The following is a 16,869-nucleotide window of genomic DNA, read 5'->3' on the forward strand; positions in this document are numbered from 1 at the left end:
ATTTTGATAATAATGATTATAAAATCGAAATATTATTGATTATTTGATAAATAATTCTCTTGTTGTGGAGTTTTAAATAAATATTTTAGAGTTATTATTTTTGAAACTTAATATTGATGGGATATTTGGTTTGTTTAAGTTTTTGATATGTATTATTTAACTAACGTGGTAGGGATATGTTTTACCGGAAAGTTAACAGACCTGGCAATAAAACAAAATTGATTTGCCTTATGGTGCAGTTCTCCAGCTCTCTCAATCATAGATTTTTCCTGTACAATAACTGTGGGGTGTAAAGTAACAGATGTAAAATGTCCGCTTCCGTCAGCGGTTTCTTCCATGATTCCGGTAGCTTCGTCCGTGTAATGGGTAACAATGATGCCTTCTTCCGAACAGAAATGAAGATACCATAGCATATGGCAGGAAGAAAGTGAGGATAGAAGCAGGTCTTCAGGGTTGTGCCTGGTTTTGTCTCCCCGAAATGCCGGATCGGAAGAGCCTTCAATAAGAGCCTTATTTTCAACCTGAATGGTGTGGCTTCTTTCATAGTTTCTGTAGCTGCTGGTTCCTGTTCCTGTATTTCCGGTCCAGCTGATGGTTGCTTTGTAGTGATGTTCTTTGCCCATTTTGCAGGAGTTATTTTATGATAAAATGAGTTTTGTAGATTTTACTTAAGCCGTTTTGGCCTTCGTTGATGTATTCCTGAAAATCCGATATATTTTTGAATTTTTTTGGAGACATATTATTTCTTTTACTGGTAAAGTATAAAATCTGGTTTTTTTCGTCATAAAAAGGACAGTATTCCATAGATTTTGTATTAATGGGTATTCCCAAATTCTCTGCTTTTTGCCATTTCCCCTCAGAATCCTTTTTGGAAATATAAAGATCGCCGCTTCCTTGTCCGCCTTTTTCATTATACTTTGTAAAGAGTATAAAATTTTCTTTTTTAGAAATAAAAGCATTGAATTCATATCCATCGCTGTTGATATTTTCATCCAGTATTTGCGGACCAGAATATTGGTTGTTTTCCCATTGGCATACATAGATATCATCTTTTCCCATCCCGGTTGGTGATTCCAGGGTGAAGTATAAATTTTTATTGTCAGAAAGGGTAGGAAAGAACTCGTTCAGATCGGAATTGACAGGTTTGCCCATATTTACAGGTTCGGACCATTCTGAATTCTGATTTTTTCTTTCCACATACCATATGTCGAAATCCTTCTTTTCTGATTTTGTTTTGTCCAGAGGACGGTCAGATGCAAAATACAAACGGGTTCCATTATCAGCTAAAAAAGGCTCCATATAGGAGTAATTGTCATTAAAGGATAATAGCTGAGTCTCGGACCAATTGTTTTTTCCATTCTTTTTGATGCTGGTGATTTGTGAAATTTCCTGGTTGGGGCTCTGTATTGTGAAAAAGACCTCATTTCCATCTTCTGAAACTGAAAAATCTCTTACATTAAGAAACTGATTGAGCTTTTTCTCAAAAAGTGTTATTGTATTTGAATCCTGGGCATTGAGCAGACTGACTATAAGAAAGAGCAGGGCTGTAAATATACTTTTCATCTTTAGAAATTAATTATCTAATTTAATTAAATAATATAATTCAATTGTGTCTGATGGTCATTTAATACTGTCTTATTTGAGTAACTATGGAAATAATAAAAGGCTGCCTCAAAATATGGCAGCCTTTTTGAATTTTTTTAATTAGAAAACTCTATCAATTCTTCTTTCTTGGAATTGTAAATTTTGTATTCTAAGTACTTAAAAGAATCCCTTGGGATAATGGTTACCCATTTTTTGTATTTGATAAACCATTTCATCTGGATGCTTTTGATGCCTTTGGTAAGGTAGGCTTCCACGAAGGGGTGCACATGCAGGAAAATTTTTCCTTTCTCTTTCTGCAGGATGCTTCTGAGGGTTTCACCCATTCTTTCCACGATCACAATTGGAGCTACAATTTCTCCGTCTTTGTTCGGGTTTTCTTCTTTGGTTTCGATCTGTTTTTCCGGGCGGTTCCTTTGTCTGGTAATCTGGATCAGTCCAAATTTGCTCGGAGGAAGAATTTTGTGGCGTGCTTTGTCACGTTTCATTTCTTCTTTCAGATGCTCGTACAGGTCCCTTCTGTGTTCAGGGTTCTGCATATCGATGAAATCGATTACAATGATGCCTCCCATATCACGGAGACGAAGCTGTCTGGCAATCTCGGTGGCTGCCATTTTGTTGACTTTAAGAGCGTGCTCTTTGTTTACGGCGGTTCCGGTTGTGATATTATTTCCGGAGTTTACATCAATCACATGAAGTGCTTCTGTATGCTCTATAACAAGATAAGCACCTTTTGAACTTGGAATATTAACGTGTTTTCCAAAGCTTTGTTTAAGCTGTTTTTCAACGTTGTAATATTCGAGAAGAGGAATGTGGGAATTGTAAAACTGGACAATATTCTTTTTTTCAGGGGCTATGACCTCTACATAATTGGTCATTTCATCTACCATCTGTTCATCGTCACAGATGATGCTTACGAAATCCTGGTTGAAATTGTCCCTCAAAATAGCTGAAGCTTTGTCTTCTTCGCTTAAAACTTTAGCCGGAACTTTGCTTCTCTGAATGTTTTTGAAAGTACTTTCCCATTTCTGGATCAGCTGATTCATATCATTATGAAGGTCTGCTACTTTTTTTCCCTCGGCTACAGTTCTTATAATAACACCGAAACCTTCTGGCTTGATACTGTCAATAAGTGTTCTCAGTCTTTCTTTTTCCTCAGTAGTTCTGATTTTTTTGGAAATGGAAACTTTGTTATCGAAAGGGATCAGGACCAGAAAACGTCCTGTTAAAGAAACCTGGGTAGAGATCCTCGGACCTTTGGTGGAGATAGGTTCTTTAGTAATTTGAAGCAGAACGAGATCGTCTTTTGCAATGACTTTGTCTACGGTTCCGTTTTTGTCTATTTCGGGTTGTATCTCGAAATTTTTTAAGCTTGAAGAACTCTGTTTTTTAGAAATAGTATCTTTTAAAAACTTTCTGTAGGTGAGGTATTGTGGTCCCAGGTCCTGATAATGCAGGAATGCATCCTTATCGTACCCGATATTTACGAATGCGGCATTCAGGTTGGGGGCTAACTTTTTTACTCTTCCTACAAACAGATCTCCAACTATAAATTCGCTTTTGTCCTCTTGTTCATGAAGTTCACATAGTCTTCCGTCTTCCAGCAGTGCAATCTTTGTAAGATCATCTTCATGCGAAACTATTAGTTCTTTCTTCATTTTGTATAAGATAAAAATTTATTAAGATTATAGAAAACTGGCGTATTTTTTAGCGAATAAATAATTTTAAATATAAGAATTTAGAATGAAATTGCTGTATATTTTTAAAAATATCTGCAAAAGCCTTGCTTTCCTTTGGAAATCTTATAGTTGCAAACAAAAATATAGTCGGTGAACGCTTAAATAATTAAAATCACCAACTATATTATTATATTGTAAATCCCGAAAAAAAGAGATTATTTTTTCTTATGTCTGTTTGCTCTTCTTCTTTTCTTTCTTTTGTGAGTTGCAACCTTGTGTCTTTTTCTTTTCTTTCCGCTTGGCATAATTTTAATTTTTTAGTAACTAGTTAATATTCAGTTAATGTTCTTATTTTACTGCAACTTTTGTTTTTACTTTCTCTACAAAAGATTTTGAAGGTTTGAAAGCAGGAATATTGTGAGCAGGAATCTCAATTGCAGTGTTCTTAGAAATATTTCTCCCTGTTTTAGCAGCTCTTGTTTTAATGATAAAAGATCCAAAACCTCTCAGATAAACGTTATCCCCATTATACATAGAAGTCCTGATCTCCTGCATAAAAGCTTCTACAACTTTCTGTGTTTCATTCTTTTCTGTTCCCAACTTATTTGAGATGGTGTTTACCAATTCTGCCTTTGTCATTTCCTTTTTTAATTTTAAATTTTAGGTGTGCAAATTTAGTTAAAAAAATTGAATACTAGCAAATTAGTGGTAAAATATTTTTGTTTAAAGAGTTGGAGTTTTCATGTTTGGTTTATATTAATATTACGTTAAATCTCTTTACATGCTGGAATTGTAGTAGCCATTTTCCACACAGAAACGGATGAGGTGCAGTTTTGTTTTCAGTCCCAGCTTTTCCGTAAGCCTGTTAATATAAGTATCAATGGTGCGGGTGCTGAGGTTCAGCTTTTCCGCAATTTCCTTATTGCTATAGCCTTCATAGCAGAATTTCATGAGCTGTATCTCAGTGGGGCTGAGTTCTTCCTGGCCTTTCTTCTGCCTTTCCATGTAGTTCTGTACTGCAAGAGGCTGCTGCTCCCATTCCTTGGAATATTTTTCGTAATCGAACCCGTCAGAAGCAATACTGCCTTTAATAATATCCTTTATAATAGTGCTTTTTTTCTGGCAATAATAAATATTGGGAATTTTCGAAAGAATCTCGGCCATATCTTCCTGATAAGTGCTGGAATAGGTTACAATAGGGGTTTCCGTATTGTTTTTCCTGATGTATTTAATGGCTTCTATGCCGCTTAATACAGGCATAAACAGTTCTATAATAAACACATCTTCCTGCCTCCTGTAAATCCTGTTTACAAGCTCGTGGCCGTTATTACAGTCATTCAGAAGCATATAGAAAGGATTTTCCATAAGCGTTTTAATCATGATTTTCTTAAAATAGAAATCACTGTCAGCTATAGAAAACCGCACTGTGTTTGATAATAATTTACTCACTTTTAATATCGATTTGGTGTGTGATATTTAAAATTCAGATGCCTAATTTATGAAAAACTTATTAAAGTTGAGATTAAACTTGATTAATTAGGGTTTTCACTAAATTATGTTGGGGAAAATACGTATTGTACATAAATTTTTTTTTTTATATTTTCACAAGCCAAACAAATCACAAAAATATGTCTTCTAACAGGGAAAAAAAATTAAACAAATCTGATGTCAGAGTTGGCATCTGGAAGTTTATTCTGTCTTTCGCCGCTCTCTCGGTGGTGTCTTTTCTGTGTCTGTTCCTGTTTTTTAAAAGCTATAGCATACAACGGGAAGGAATCGTAAGACAGGCAGATGCATACAAAGAACTTATGATGCGGGGCGATGTTCTCAGGACCCATGTAGATAAAATCTATGACCAGATGAACCAGCTTAACATCAACAAAGTCGAAAATGATGTTTTTCTCAAGACCAGGATTATGGATGATGTGAGAGAAGTGAAAAACATTATGGGAAAAGACAGTGTGGATAATTTCAAACATTATGCAGTTCTGATGAAACAGATAGAGCCTATGCTGAAATTAAAGAGTGATATTATAGGAGTGGAATACAATAAAAAGATCATCCTGAGGGACCTTGAAGAATGTATTGCAAAGGTGGGAAAAGCGAACGGACAGCTTAGAAAAGATCCTACAAGGAATTTTACAGGCAAAAGAAGATAATAAAAAAGAAAGCATATGCAGGGAACTATTACACTATCTAAGAAAGAAAGACATTATCAGTTTCTTTATTTAATACTGATGCTTTTAGCAGCTTTGATATTCTTCGGGATTCTTTTTTTAAAAGGATATGAATCTCCATTCTCAGAAGAAGATATAAGAGGAATACAAAGCCTTGAACAGAAAACGGCGTTCGAAGGCCACCAAAAGCTTTTACAGCCCGAAATGGACAGTACCTACACCATGATCAGCAGAATTGCAGATAAATCTCCAGAACCTTTTGCCGAGAATAATATTTTTAACGGGATTAATGGTCTTGCCAGCTATTTCCATGGTAACGATGTGATGGATATCCGTAAAGATGCATATCCGCAGATCGCCAAATTCTACAAAATGTATTTTGAAGACAAAAAAGTTATTTCTACCACTACAGAAGATATAAAAAGATTCGAAAAAGAGGTGGAAGACTGCAGGATTGGTTTTAAAGACAAGCAAAACCGTCTCTATGAAAGAGAAAACGCACTGAGGGCAAGAACCCAGTAATCAAGAAATAAACATTACAGGAACACAACACATCACAATCACTTAACTATGAATTATTTTCAAAAAAACAAAAAGAACATTATTATTGGTGTTATCGCAACGCTGCTTATTGCGGCACTCGTTGCGTTATGGCTGCAGAAAAAGGTGATCCATTCTGCCGATGATATTGTGGGAGTGGTTTATCCTTCCTCATTATCTGTGGGAGATACACTTTTATTTGAAGACAAGACCCAGTTTGCCAAAACCAAAAGATGGAACTTCGGGGACGGAACCACTTCAGACAAAAGTACCGGGATACACTTTTACAACAAACCGGGATATTATTCGGTAAGTCTGATTATTGACAATAAATATACAAAGACCTTCCCCGTAATGGTTTCGCCAAGGTACCAGAAACCGAAAGACAGCACAAAGGCCGTTACTACTATAGAAGCTCCCACACAGGCAATGCAGAACGAAAATGTGCAGTTCCGTGCCGTTTCGGAAGCCAGCCAGTTCGCATGGAAATTCGGTGAAACAGGAAATACAGATTCCAAAGACAAACTGGCCATCTATTCCTACAAAAAACCGGGAGATTACCGTGTTACATTATACACTGAAGAAAGCCAGGAGCCTATTTATCACCTGATCAAGATCCTTCCGGCCTACAATGCTTTACAGGAAGATGAAATACCTGTGGAAGATTCCTATAAAAAAGTTGATGATGATTTCAAATATCACCTTCAGCAGATTGCCAACGGAAACAGCTTCAATATGCACTATAACTACCTGCTGAGAACCTATCTGTGTAACAACGAAAACACTGTGGTAAAAGTAAGCGACAGCAAAGCGAATAACTTTTATATGTATTGTGCCGGACTTCAGTTTGACAAAAACGTTGTGATCCAGAGCGTAAAAGTGAACCTGGATGATAAGCAGAACTGTGTAACCAAGGTAGATATTAACCAAAGCAAATAATATATTCCGGAATTCCGGATACACCACCAATCATAAAAATAAAATAGCATGAAGAATAAATTTCCTCTAGCAGCATATTATATAGGATTATCAGTATTACTGGCAAGCTGTCAGGTGAAGCTGCCCTCTAAAAGAACCCCTGAACCGTCACAATACGGGCAAGTAGACAACTCACCGGTTGTGAACGGATATCCCAAGAAATCAGTCCCGTGGATCGTCATTTCAGACAGGTCCAGAAACACGGCTTATCTTGATAAAAGCGACGAAAAGTCTTACAAGGAAGTTAAATTTCTTGAACCTTTAATGGTTCTCAAACATAGAGACGGAATGGTAAAAGTAGCGGAATATGTTCCCGATGCTTTGATGAAAAAAGTTTCGTCAAAATCCATCAAAACCTATGGCTGGATTCCGGAATCCGATCTTCTTTTGTGGAACAACTCTTTAAAAAGCGAAAAAACAGGTTTCCCGGTAAGAGTAGCCGTGGTACCGAACCACAGTGAAGTAATCAGAAGTGCGGAAAGGTATTATAAGAATGATTCCATCATGGTATTCAATTCGCCAAGCCTTATAGAAGCTGCCAATGTGAAGATTCCGAACGGGCAGATGGTGTATGTCTACAAACAGGCAGAAAACAACAAAAGATTTCTGGTAGGGAAAAAACCGTCCATTGATATAGACAGCATCAGCACCAATCTTTACGGATGGGTAAATGCAAATGTGATCTCTGCATGGGGTGAGCGTTCTGCGGTAAAACTGAAGAACGAGACCAAAGTAACTGAAACTACTTTGGGTGTACATGAAGGATACCCTGGCGCATCAGATTCAGAGAGCAGAACAGCCATTCTTCTTACCGATACCAATAAAAGAACTCCGCTTGAGAATATTTATCCGGTAAGTTTAGCATTAAATGAAGCTCCTGCACCGGACTCCAAAACAAAATATTTCACCAATATTTTAGATTACAGTAAAAATTATGTATTCAATGTTCTGGGTGAGGAAATCTATTTTGACCGTTACAGGGAAATCACGGAAAGAGATAAAAACATCAACATCGTTTTTGCTTTGGATGTAAGTGCCCCGAATGCGCCTTATGCCCCAATCGTAAAGTCCCTTCTTCAGGATCTCCAGCTTAGATTTGAAAAACCCTCTTATTTCAGCGGTGTAAAATACGGCGTTGTTTTATATAAAAATAACCCGTGCGGGGAAAATGTTATAGTTTCCAACTTGAGTACGGATTACAGTAAAATTACAAGATTCATTGACGAAAAAACCAATGAAATGAACTGTGCCAGCAATAGCGGATACCAACCGGTAGGAGAGGCGCTTTCCGCTGCAGGAAACCTGCTGTCCAATGTTCCGGATGAAACCAATGTTGTGGTAACCGTAGGAACTTCCGCGAATCAGAACGGAAACATGTACAGTGTAATCAGTTCACTTACCCAGGCTCAGGCCAGGTTGATTATGTTCCAGACCAGTGCAAGATCATCCGATACTTACAATGATTTTGTATTAATGGCTGAAAATGTAGTAACCAATACGGCAAAAAACATTGCCGAGCTTAAAAAACAAAAGATCATCAACCAGAGTGATGTGCTTACCAAAAATAACTTTAACCTTATAGAAGGAGATGCCGGGTTCTTCTCATTGGATTATCCGAAACAGAGCATGTCCCAGGGATTTGTTATTTTCCCTAAAAAAGGAGATGTGGCAACACCCGGTTACCTGAAAAAATCTGTAGACAGCCTTATTGCACAGGTAACTTTAGACAACGAAACAGTTGACAAGTCTCTCAATGAATATTTCCACTCTTCGGTTGGAGCCGGAAGAACAGATGTAGACCTGAAGTATAAATATCTGTTTCCAGGCCTTACCAATCCGGTTTCTGCAGGAATTGCCGCACAGCTCATTAACTACGGAAATCCGTTCCTTGTAAAAGGATATATCCCGAAAGACCTGAAAGATTTCAAACCGGGTATAGAAAAAGGAATCCTTATTTCTGAAACGGAATATGATAATTTAAAGAATTTCTACACAGAGGTTTATCTTAAAACAGAGCCTGAAAAAGCAAGTTTTAATCAGTCCAGAGCGATAAATGAATATGTGAGGATTCTGAAAAAATACAATCCTACCTTAAAGTTCCTCGATAAATCTGAATTGTATGAAAAACCTATGTCTTATGCCGTAGGATTAAGTACAGGTTTTGATAATTCTGAAGATGAGCTGATGTCAAAATACAAGCTCAAAGGCTGGAAAAAATCCAAGATTGTTTTACAGGAAACCGTAAGAGGGTATTTCAAAAATTACAAACAACTGGCAGAGCATATGCTTTCCCACAGAAACAATCCGGCAGTGAAAATCCAGCAGAATGGGCAGACTTTCTATTGGCTGAACGAATACTTTATGCCAACCACTCAAACCGTTGAGGAACCGGAATACACAAAACATTAAACAATAATTTGTATCATACCAAAAGCAGAACTTACACTTCTGCTTTTTTGTTTTTACCAGACGGACAATAATTTCTGTTTCTTTAAACACCAAACCAAATAATGTTCGCTTTTAAAACCTGATTTTTATTTTAAAATGTATCTATTTCTCAATTAAGTGTAAAATCTTCCTTTTTTCTTATATATCCTGATATAGATAAGCCCTCTTCCAGTGATCTCTGGCAGGGATTCTTAAATCAAAAGTCGTAGAATTACTACAAAATGTGAAATTTTTACCGAAATACTTTCGGGATAAAAATAAGCGCTATATATTTGTTAAACAATCACACCACATCACAAAATATTAATCATGAAAGAATGAAAATAATGGCAGGAAATTCGAAGAATCATAAAACTCAATGACGGGGGAATAACAAAAGTTATTGAAACTGAAATACAGTGATGATCTGCGAATTGTCCATCTAAATGAAGACACACTATTACACATCAACATTCATAAGAAAAGATCGTCCCCTAAAGGCGGTCTTTTTTTGTTTAAAGCAGTTAAATAAAAACATTTAATTTCATTATCAGGCAACTTATTACTTCTCTGATCAAAGAATTAACTATCTTTATCCTGCACACTTTTTACATAAAAAAGATATATTTGTAAAAAGGTACATTTTGACAGATTCCACCAAATAATCTGATAAAACTGAAAGAAACACAAACATATTAATATTAAAAAATTATAATGGGAGTACTAGTAACCAACGAAACAGTAAAACAGCTATTTCATATTGCCCAGTCAATAGCCAAAGAAAACTACAATGCTGCATATGGCGGTCCGCATATTTTGCAGGCTTTAATGCATAAAGATATCGGCCTTAATGAATTCCTGAAAAGTATTGATAAAGATCCCGGCTATTTCTATGAATGGGCAGACGTCCGTATTGAAGAATATCCGAAAACAGCCCATCTTCCAGATGAAGTACGTCAGGATGATGCCGTAGACACGCTTACAGAAGAAGCAGACGATATCCGGCTGAAACTGGGTCTGGATGAAATAACACCCATTTGTATCCTTACTGCTATCGTAAAACCCGAAGTGGTTTTTTCTCTGCAGCAGTTGAAATCACTTCCGTTAAGAGAACACGAGATTTTCAATTTATATAGAAAAGATACTCCTTTTGCAGTATCGGCCGACGGTGATTTTTCTTCACTTTTCTCAAACGGATCAGATTTTACAGATTCATCATTTCCGTCTATCAAAAATTATTGTGTTGACAGAACAGCGCAAGCCAGAAAAGGCGATCTGGAAAATATTATAGGAAGAGACAAAGAACTCAGGATGCTTGTTGAAATCCTTTGCCGCAGAAGCAAGCCGAATGTAATCATTATTGGTGAGCCGGGTGTAGGAAAAACAGCCTTGGTAGAAGGTTTTGCCATTGAAATTACCAAAGGAAATGTTCCCGAAATGCTTAAAAATGCAACCCTTCTGGAACTGGACACCGGAGCACTACTAGCCGGAACCTCTTATAAAGGCGAAATTGAAGACCGCTTGAAAAAAGTAATCAATGAGTGTAAGAAAATTGAAAAAGCAGTTCTTTTCATAGATGAAATTCATACCCTGTTAGACCCAAAAGGAAGCATCGGAAACGTAGCCAATCTTCTTAAGCCGGAACTGGCAAGAGGTGAGATTACAGTAATCGGGGCGACAACGCAGGAAGAATACAGGAAAATCATTGAACCTGAACAGGCCTTTAACCGCCGTTTTGAAGTTCTTACGGTTAATGAGCCGGACGAGCAGACCTGTGTTAAAATGATTGATGTACTTCTTGAAGGCTATAAAAAACACCACGGTATCGAAGTGGAAAAAACAGCCCTTCCGGAATGCGTACGTCTGGCAAAAAGATATGCAAAAGGGAAAAAACTTCCCGATGCAGCTATTGATCTTTTAGACCGAACGATGGCCGCAATTAAAATGCTGGATGAGCTTTCAGAAAAAGAACTGGCAAGCTGGAAAGAAACATATGAAGGTATTTTAAAAGAAGAATTTGCCGACAGCAAAGACCAGGCGAATGAGCTGATCTGGAACTACAATCTTCTGAGAGATAAAATAAGTCCTATCCTTTGGGGATCATTGAATGAACAGCCGGCTATAGATAACTCAATGCCCGTTGACCAGATCCATAAGATTATTGATGATACTTATGCAGAGCTTTTACAGCATGCTGCCAAGAAAAGAGAAAAAGTAGACCGTCTGGAACTGGCAGCAGTGATGGCGGCAAAAACAAGTATTCCGATCGGGAAAATCCAGGCTCAGGAAAAAGAAAAACTCCTGAATATGGAATCCCTTCTGTTAAACAGGGTTGTAGGGCAGGATCATGCCTTGAAAATCCTTTCAGATGCTATTGTTGAAAACCGAAGCGGATTAAACAAACCCGGGCAGCCAATAGGATCCTTCTTCCTTCTCGGACCTACCGGAACAGGAAAAACCGAGCTGGCAAAATCTATGGCGGAGCTTCTTTTCAATGACGAGAAAGCAATGGTACGTTTCGATATGTCCGAATTTAAAGAAGAACATTCCGCAGCATTATTGTATGGAGCACCTCCGGGGTATGTGGGGTATGAAGAGGGTGGAATGCTGGTTAACAAAATCAGGCAGCAGCCTTACACCGTTGTATTATTTGATGAAATTGAAAAGGCTCACCATTCCGTTTTTGACGTGTTTCTTCAAATTATGGATGAAGGTAAAGTTCATGATAAACTCGGAAAAGAAGGAGATTTCAGCAATGCATTGATACTATTTACATCCAATATAGGAAGCGAAGAAATCGTGAAACAGTTTGAAGAGGGAAAAATTCCTGAATCATCTTCACTGATGCAGATCATGTCCGGTTCAGGAAGATTCAGGCCGGAGTTTTTAGCAAGAATCACAGAGATTATACCTTTTGCACCAATCACAGAATCCATTGCAGAAAGAATCTTCAATATCCAGTTGAAATCCCTTCATACTTCACTGACAAGATTAGGAATGACCTTAAAAATCAGTGATGAAGCCGTGAAAAACCTGGCACTGGGAGGATTCAGCAGCAAATACGGAGCAAGGCAGATCTCCGGTGTAATCCGTGCACAGCTTGCAAGACCAATATCCAAGATGATTGTAAGAGAAGAAGTGAAATCCGGCCAGACCATTTATGTAGACTGGAATAAAGAGGAAGAAAAACCAAGCTGGAAAGTAGATTAATTATAAAGTACAAGGACTGACTGGCAATTCTGCTTTTTAGCCTTTTTGTCATAAAACATAGTAAAATGAAAACTGTATTCAAAAATATCTTTACAGCACTGATGCTGACAGGGAGTTTTGCGATGATGAACGGACAGTTTCTGGAACCTTCCGATACTTCAGACAGCAGCGTAAGAAAATACAATAACATTATAAATTCCAATAAGGAAATTGTTGAATTTATTGAATATTCCTTGGTACAGAAAGGTTTGCCAAGACACTTAAGAAATCTTGCCCTGATTGAATCCCATTTTAACAGGAATATTACTTCAGGAGCCGGAGCTGTAGGAATATGGCAGTTTATGACAGCACATGCCAACCAGTATGGTCTTACAGAACAGAACCGGACGGATGTATATAAAAGTACAAAAACAGCAGTAGTTTCACTGGCTAATCTCTATAAAAAATATGGTGACTGGATTACTGTTGTGGCAGCCTATAACTGCGGTGAGGGAAACATCGCCAAAGCTATGCAGAGTGCAGGTTCCACGCAATACCATGTGTTTTCCAGATATCTTCCGGCTGAAACCATCAACCATGTAAAAAAATACCTGAATGCCTGCTACGCAACCGGTGAGCTGGAAAGTGTTTTGAATAATTACAATTCTTCAAGACTCAACAAAGTTTTCTTCACGGAAGGTGGAAGCGGGAGAAACAATGCCGCACCCCTTCAGGAAACGGAAATTAATGCAGGATTTAACCTGAATGTTATAGCCGATGAGCTGGATGTGGAAATGAACGAAATTCTTGCCTGGAACCCGGGAATCGTAGATGAACTGCAAAGAAAAGGAGAAAGTTTACTCTATCTTCCTACCGATATTATGCCGGATTTCCTTTTGAAAAAAAATAAAATTCTTTCCCGCTCCATAAAACAAGGGGCAAATACTCAGCAGTAATATCATCTTAAATTAAAAAATAAGTATCAATCAGTTAAAAAAAATTGATTGATATTTTTTTTACAGGAATATTATGATCGCAAAGTCAACCCAGATACTTATTTTCAGAATTGGAGACTAATGCCATGAGCTTTTCCACAGCTAGGGTTTAAAATCATTAAAGAAATCTATTAATACTAATAATAAAGCACTGGACTACACCGGTGTTTATGCATTTTGTTTGTGTTAAAAACATATTGATTTTCTTAAATAAATCTTAATATTTCTCTGTTAAGTGTAAAAATACACAACAATTGTATTCTTTATTTTATTGTTAAATTATTTATAATCAGTTAATTGAGTTTTTGTTTTAAATCTAATATCGTAGAATTACTACATCAAGTCGTAGAATTACTACAAAATTTCAGATTTATATTCAAAAGCTTTTTTATCAAAATATAGCGCTATATATTTGTTATGTAATCAATCACCAAATCACAAAATATTAACGATTAAAATTTACAAATCATGGCAGCAAATTCAAGAGGAATCTTAAAATTCAACGGAGGAGAAGATCAGAAACTATTAAAGCTTAATTACAGCGTATCAAGATCTACAGACGTTTCAGGACGTGTGGCCTCAGACCCATCCAACGCTCTTATCAAAGTTACCGTAGAAGCAACTGAAAAATCTGATATCTTGGAAAGTTTATTGAACGGAAAATATAAGCCTACAACAGGAGAAGTTACATTCAATAAATCTCACGAAGAAGGTACATTAACTACTTTGAAGTGGGAAAACGGATATGTGATCCAGCACGAAGTAGATTTCGATGCCATAGACGAAAACAGTATGCTGATCAGTTTCGTAATAAGCGCAGAAGTGATCACTCTTGGTAACTCTGAGTATCGTGGAATGTGGCCTTCATCAGGTCATTAATTCTGAACAATCATCTTAATAGAAATAAATTGGTACAGAATAGTGTATTCGTAAGGATGCACTGTTCTGTTTTTGCCGTTTTTGGGAAAAAAAGACCCAATTGATCCTGCCGAAACCTTCATGTAACTGTTTACAGTAAGGATCGGGAAGCTGGTTCCATACTGTGAAAACAGCCGGAAACTATTCAAAATTTATGGTATAATTTAAACAAAAAAACACACATTATGTTTAAGGATGATCAATCGATAAAAGTACAAGACCCTGAAACCACGATACAAAATACAGCAGGAAAGCAGCTGGAAAATGCTGAAAATATTGCCGTACAAAAAGTAGATGATAAGCTTCAGAAAGCGGATGAAGCAATAAAAAAATCTGCAAAAAATGCCCAGGAAATTTATTCCGGCACCTCTCAGGGTTCCAAAATGTTCATGAATCAGACTATGGTTCCGAATAATCCATCCATTATTGAAAATAAAGTATGGTCAAAGCAGCCTACCTCCAAAATACATAATGCACAGGCCATTCCTGAAAGTATTATTGCAGGGATTAACCGCGTTGTGATGCTGGATATCGTGATAGAAGGGCAGCTGATCAAGTATTTCAAACATTTTAAGTTGGTGCAGAGTGCTTCAAAACATCATGAATTCAGCCTGATGCTGGCCCATGATACTTTGGGCGGCCCGGAAAATCATAATTTACAGGAAGCACAAAATTTCTTAGGAAAAAGAATTACAGTCGTATTTAAATATAAAGATATTGAGCAGGGACCTGAACGTAACTTTGTAGGTGTTATTACAGAAGTGGGGTTCAGCCAGGAAAAAGGAAGTCTCGGAAATATAGTTCTTAAAGGATTCAGCCCGACAGTATTATTGGATGCAGCACCCCATATTCAGAGTTTCGGAGGCGGACAGGAAGTAAGTCTCAACAGTATCGCTGATCATGTGATAAAAGAAGGCTTGGGACAGAATAAATTTGACTTCAGGGTAGATGCCCAGCATGGAAATGTTCCTTACAGTTCTCAATATGAAGAAACTCATTATAATTATCTGGCAAGAATTGCCGAAGCATACGGTGAGCAATTTTATTACGATGGTGAAGTGCTGCATTTTGGAAAACTTCCGCCACAGGAAAAACCGGTTAAACTTACCTACGGAAGCAGTGTAAGCGACATTGCAATCAAAATGAAAGCACAGCATGTAAGTCCGAGTTTTTATGGCTACAACAGCAGTAAAAATGAAAAACTGACTACAGGAAGCTCAAAGATCAGCCATACTTCAGATATTGCCAAACGTGCCTACGAAATATCAGAGAAAACCTTTAAAACACCTTCTTTGAGAGTAGCTCCAATCAAAGCCACATCATTTATGGATATTGATGCATCCCAAAAAGGAACGGCAGGAAGCAAAGCATCTGAGGTTTTCATAACTTCAGGGGCAACAACAGTTCCGTTCTTATATCCCGGATGTACCGCAGATATTGAAATGCGAAAAGCAGATACAAATGATACCTCTTATTTTACCAAACTTATGATTATAGGCGTCACTCACGAAGTTGATGCCAGAGGTTATTACGACGGAACTTTTGAAGCTATTGCGGCAGACACAGGATTTATCCCCCGTCCGGAATTTGAAAACCCAAAAGCGGAATCCCAATTTGCCAAAATAATTTCCAATACAGATCCTTTGAATCAGGGAAGAGTAAAAGTTCAGTTTGACTGGCAAAGCGGGCAGGATACCACAGAGTTTATCCGCGTTATGTCTCCAGATGCAGGAAGTAGTGATAAAGTAAGTAAAAACCGCGGTTTTATGTCTGTTCCTGAAGTGAATGACCAGGTAATTGTGAATTTCGTTCATCAGCACCCGGACCGTCCTTTTGTAATGGGAGGAATGTTTCATGGAGGTATTGGCGCTGGGGGAGGAGCTGGCAATAATGTGATGAGCTTAAGCAGCAAAAGCGGAAATATTATCCAGTTTCATGACGGATGCGGGATTGAAATTAAAGACCGCAACGGAAATCATGTAACATTAAGCGGAACAGGAGATATCAATACCTTTGTGAGCAATAACAGTACAGAAGATATTGGAAATAATCTTACAATAAATGTTGAAACAAATACTACAATCAATGTAGGAAAAGGGAAATCCAAAATTACAATGGATAATGCCGGGAAAGTTAATATTAACAGTGCAACGGAAATAAAACTGGAGACCGGGAAAAGTTCTATTACGATGAAAGAAGATGGAACCATCGATATTAATGGCAAAAAAATTAGTATTTTAGGTGAAGATGTTTTGCTTGGAGGTACAAAACTAGCTACTGTAGGCTCAGGAGGCGAGGGTAAAGTAGATATAACTGGAGGAACCGCTGTTACAGTAAAAGCTACTCAAGTTGATATTAATTAAA

At 37.4% G+C, this 16,869-nt stretch carries 14 protein-coding genes; 8 read left to right on the forward strand and 6 right to left on the reverse strand.

Annotation, left to right across the window (positions count from 1 at the left end; translation table 11 throughout):
* Nucleotides 1–152: 152 nt before the first annotated feature.
* The 5 genes from HNP36_RS00575 to HNP36_RS00595 form a co-directional block, all read right to left on the reverse strand.
* Nucleotides 153–623 (reverse strand): OsmC family protein, encoded by a 471-nt coding sequence (locus tag HNP36_RS00575; protein WP_184161830.1) that lies wholly within the window; start codon nucleotides 621–623, stop codon nucleotides 153–155.
* A gap of 10 nt (nucleotides 624–633) precedes the next feature.
* Nucleotides 634–1,563 (reverse strand): PD40 domain-containing protein, encoded by a 930-nt coding sequence (locus HNP36_RS00580; protein WP_184161827.1) that lies wholly within the window; start codon nucleotides 1,561–1,563, stop codon nucleotides 634–636.
* A gap of 137 nt (nucleotides 1,564–1,700) precedes the next feature.
* The gene (locus HNP36_RS00585; RefSeq protein ID WP_184161823.1) at nucleotides 1,701–3,260 is read right to left on the reverse strand and encodes a ribonuclease E/G; all 1,560 of its coding nucleotides are present in this window, start codon (nucleotides 3,258–3,260) and stop codon (nucleotides 1,701–1,703) included.
* 369 nt (nucleotides 3,261–3,629) lie between these two features.
* Nucleotides 3,630–3,920: an HU family DNA-binding protein gene (locus HNP36_RS00590; protein ID WP_002984212.1), complete on the reverse strand. Its 291-nt coding sequence runs from the start codon at nucleotides 3,918–3,920 to the stop codon at nucleotides 3,630–3,632.
* 138 nt (nucleotides 3,921–4,058) lie between these two features.
* The gene (locus HNP36_RS00595; protein ID WP_228456198.1) at nucleotides 4,059–4,661 is read right to left on the reverse strand and encodes a response regulator transcription factor; all 603 of its coding nucleotides are present in this window, start codon (nucleotides 4,659–4,661) and stop codon (nucleotides 4,059–4,061) included.
* Between the two features lie 248 nt (nucleotides 4,662–4,909).
* Here HNP36_RS00595 and tssO (HNP36_RS00600) point away from each other — a divergent pair, with 248 nt between their 5' ends.
* The 7 genes from tssO (HNP36_RS00600) (at nucleotide 4,910) to tssD (ending at nucleotide 14,466) form a co-directional block, all read left to right on the forward strand.
* The gene (gene tssO / locus HNP36_RS00600; protein WP_184161816.1) at nucleotides 4,910–5,440 is read left to right on the forward strand and encodes a type VI secretion system TssO; all 531 of its coding nucleotides are present in this window, start codon (nucleotides 4,910–4,912) and stop codon (nucleotides 5,438–5,440) included.
* Nucleotides 5,441–5,455: 15 nt separating this feature from the next.
* A complete protein-coding gene (gene tssO / locus HNP36_RS00605) occupies nucleotides 5,456–5,980 on the forward strand; it encodes a type VI secretion system TssO (RefSeq protein WP_184161813.1) in 525 nt (174 codons plus the stop codon).
* Between the two features lie 48 nt (nucleotides 5,981–6,028).
* Nucleotides 6,029–6,937: a PKD domain-containing protein gene (locus tag HNP36_RS00610; RefSeq protein WP_184161810.1), complete on the forward strand. Its 909-nt coding sequence runs from the start codon at nucleotides 6,029–6,031 to the stop codon at nucleotides 6,935–6,937.
* A 48-nt stretch (nucleotides 6,938–6,985) separates the two neighbouring features.
* Entirely contained in the window at nucleotides 6,986–9,385 is a 2,400-nt protein-coding gene (gene tssR, locus HNP36_RS00615; protein WP_184161807.1) for a type VI secretion system protein TssR, read from the forward strand.
* Nucleotides 9,386–10,117: 732 nt separating this feature from the next.
* Nucleotides 10,118–12,613, forward strand: a complete 2,496-nt coding sequence (locus HNP36_RS00620; protein ID WP_184161804.1) for an ATP-dependent Clp protease ATP-binding subunit — start codon at nucleotides 10,118–10,120, stop codon at nucleotides 12,611–12,613.
* A gap of 65 nt (nucleotides 12,614–12,678) precedes the next feature.
* Nucleotides 12,679–13,548, forward strand: coding sequence for a lytic transglycosylase domain-containing protein (locus HNP36_RS00625; RefSeq protein ID WP_184161801.1), 870 nt, complete (start codon nucleotides 12,679–12,681; stop codon nucleotides 13,546–13,548).
* Nucleotides 13,549–14,055: 507 nt separating this feature from the next.
* A complete protein-coding gene (gene tssD / locus HNP36_RS00630) occupies nucleotides 14,056–14,466 on the forward strand; it encodes a type VI secretion system tube protein TssD (protein ID WP_184161798.1) in 411 nt (136 codons plus the stop codon).
* Here the strand turns inward: tssD and HNP36_RS00635 are convergent.
* The gene (locus HNP36_RS00635; RefSeq protein ID WP_184429247.1) at nucleotides 14,463–14,654 is read right to left on the reverse strand and encodes a hypothetical protein; all 192 of its coding nucleotides are present in this window, start codon (nucleotides 14,652–14,654) and stop codon (nucleotides 14,463–14,465) included. The two genes, tssD and HNP36_RS00635, sit on opposite strands and share 4 nt — an antisense overlap.
* A 36-nt stretch (nucleotides 14,655–14,690) precedes the next feature.
* Here HNP36_RS00635 and HNP36_RS00640 point away from each other — a divergent pair, with 36 nt between their 5' ends.
* Complete coding sequence (locus HNP36_RS00640; RefSeq protein WP_184161795.1) at nucleotides 14,691–16,868, forward strand: type VI secretion system Vgr family protein; 2,178 nt, start codon at nucleotides 14,691–14,693, stop codon at nucleotides 16,866–16,868.
* Nucleotide 16,869 lies beyond the last annotated feature (1 nt).

The organism is Chryseobacterium shigense, assembly GCF_014207845.1.
Lineage (GTDB): Bacteria > Bacteroidota > Bacteroidia > Flavobacteriales > Weeksellaceae > Chryseobacterium > Chryseobacterium shigense_A.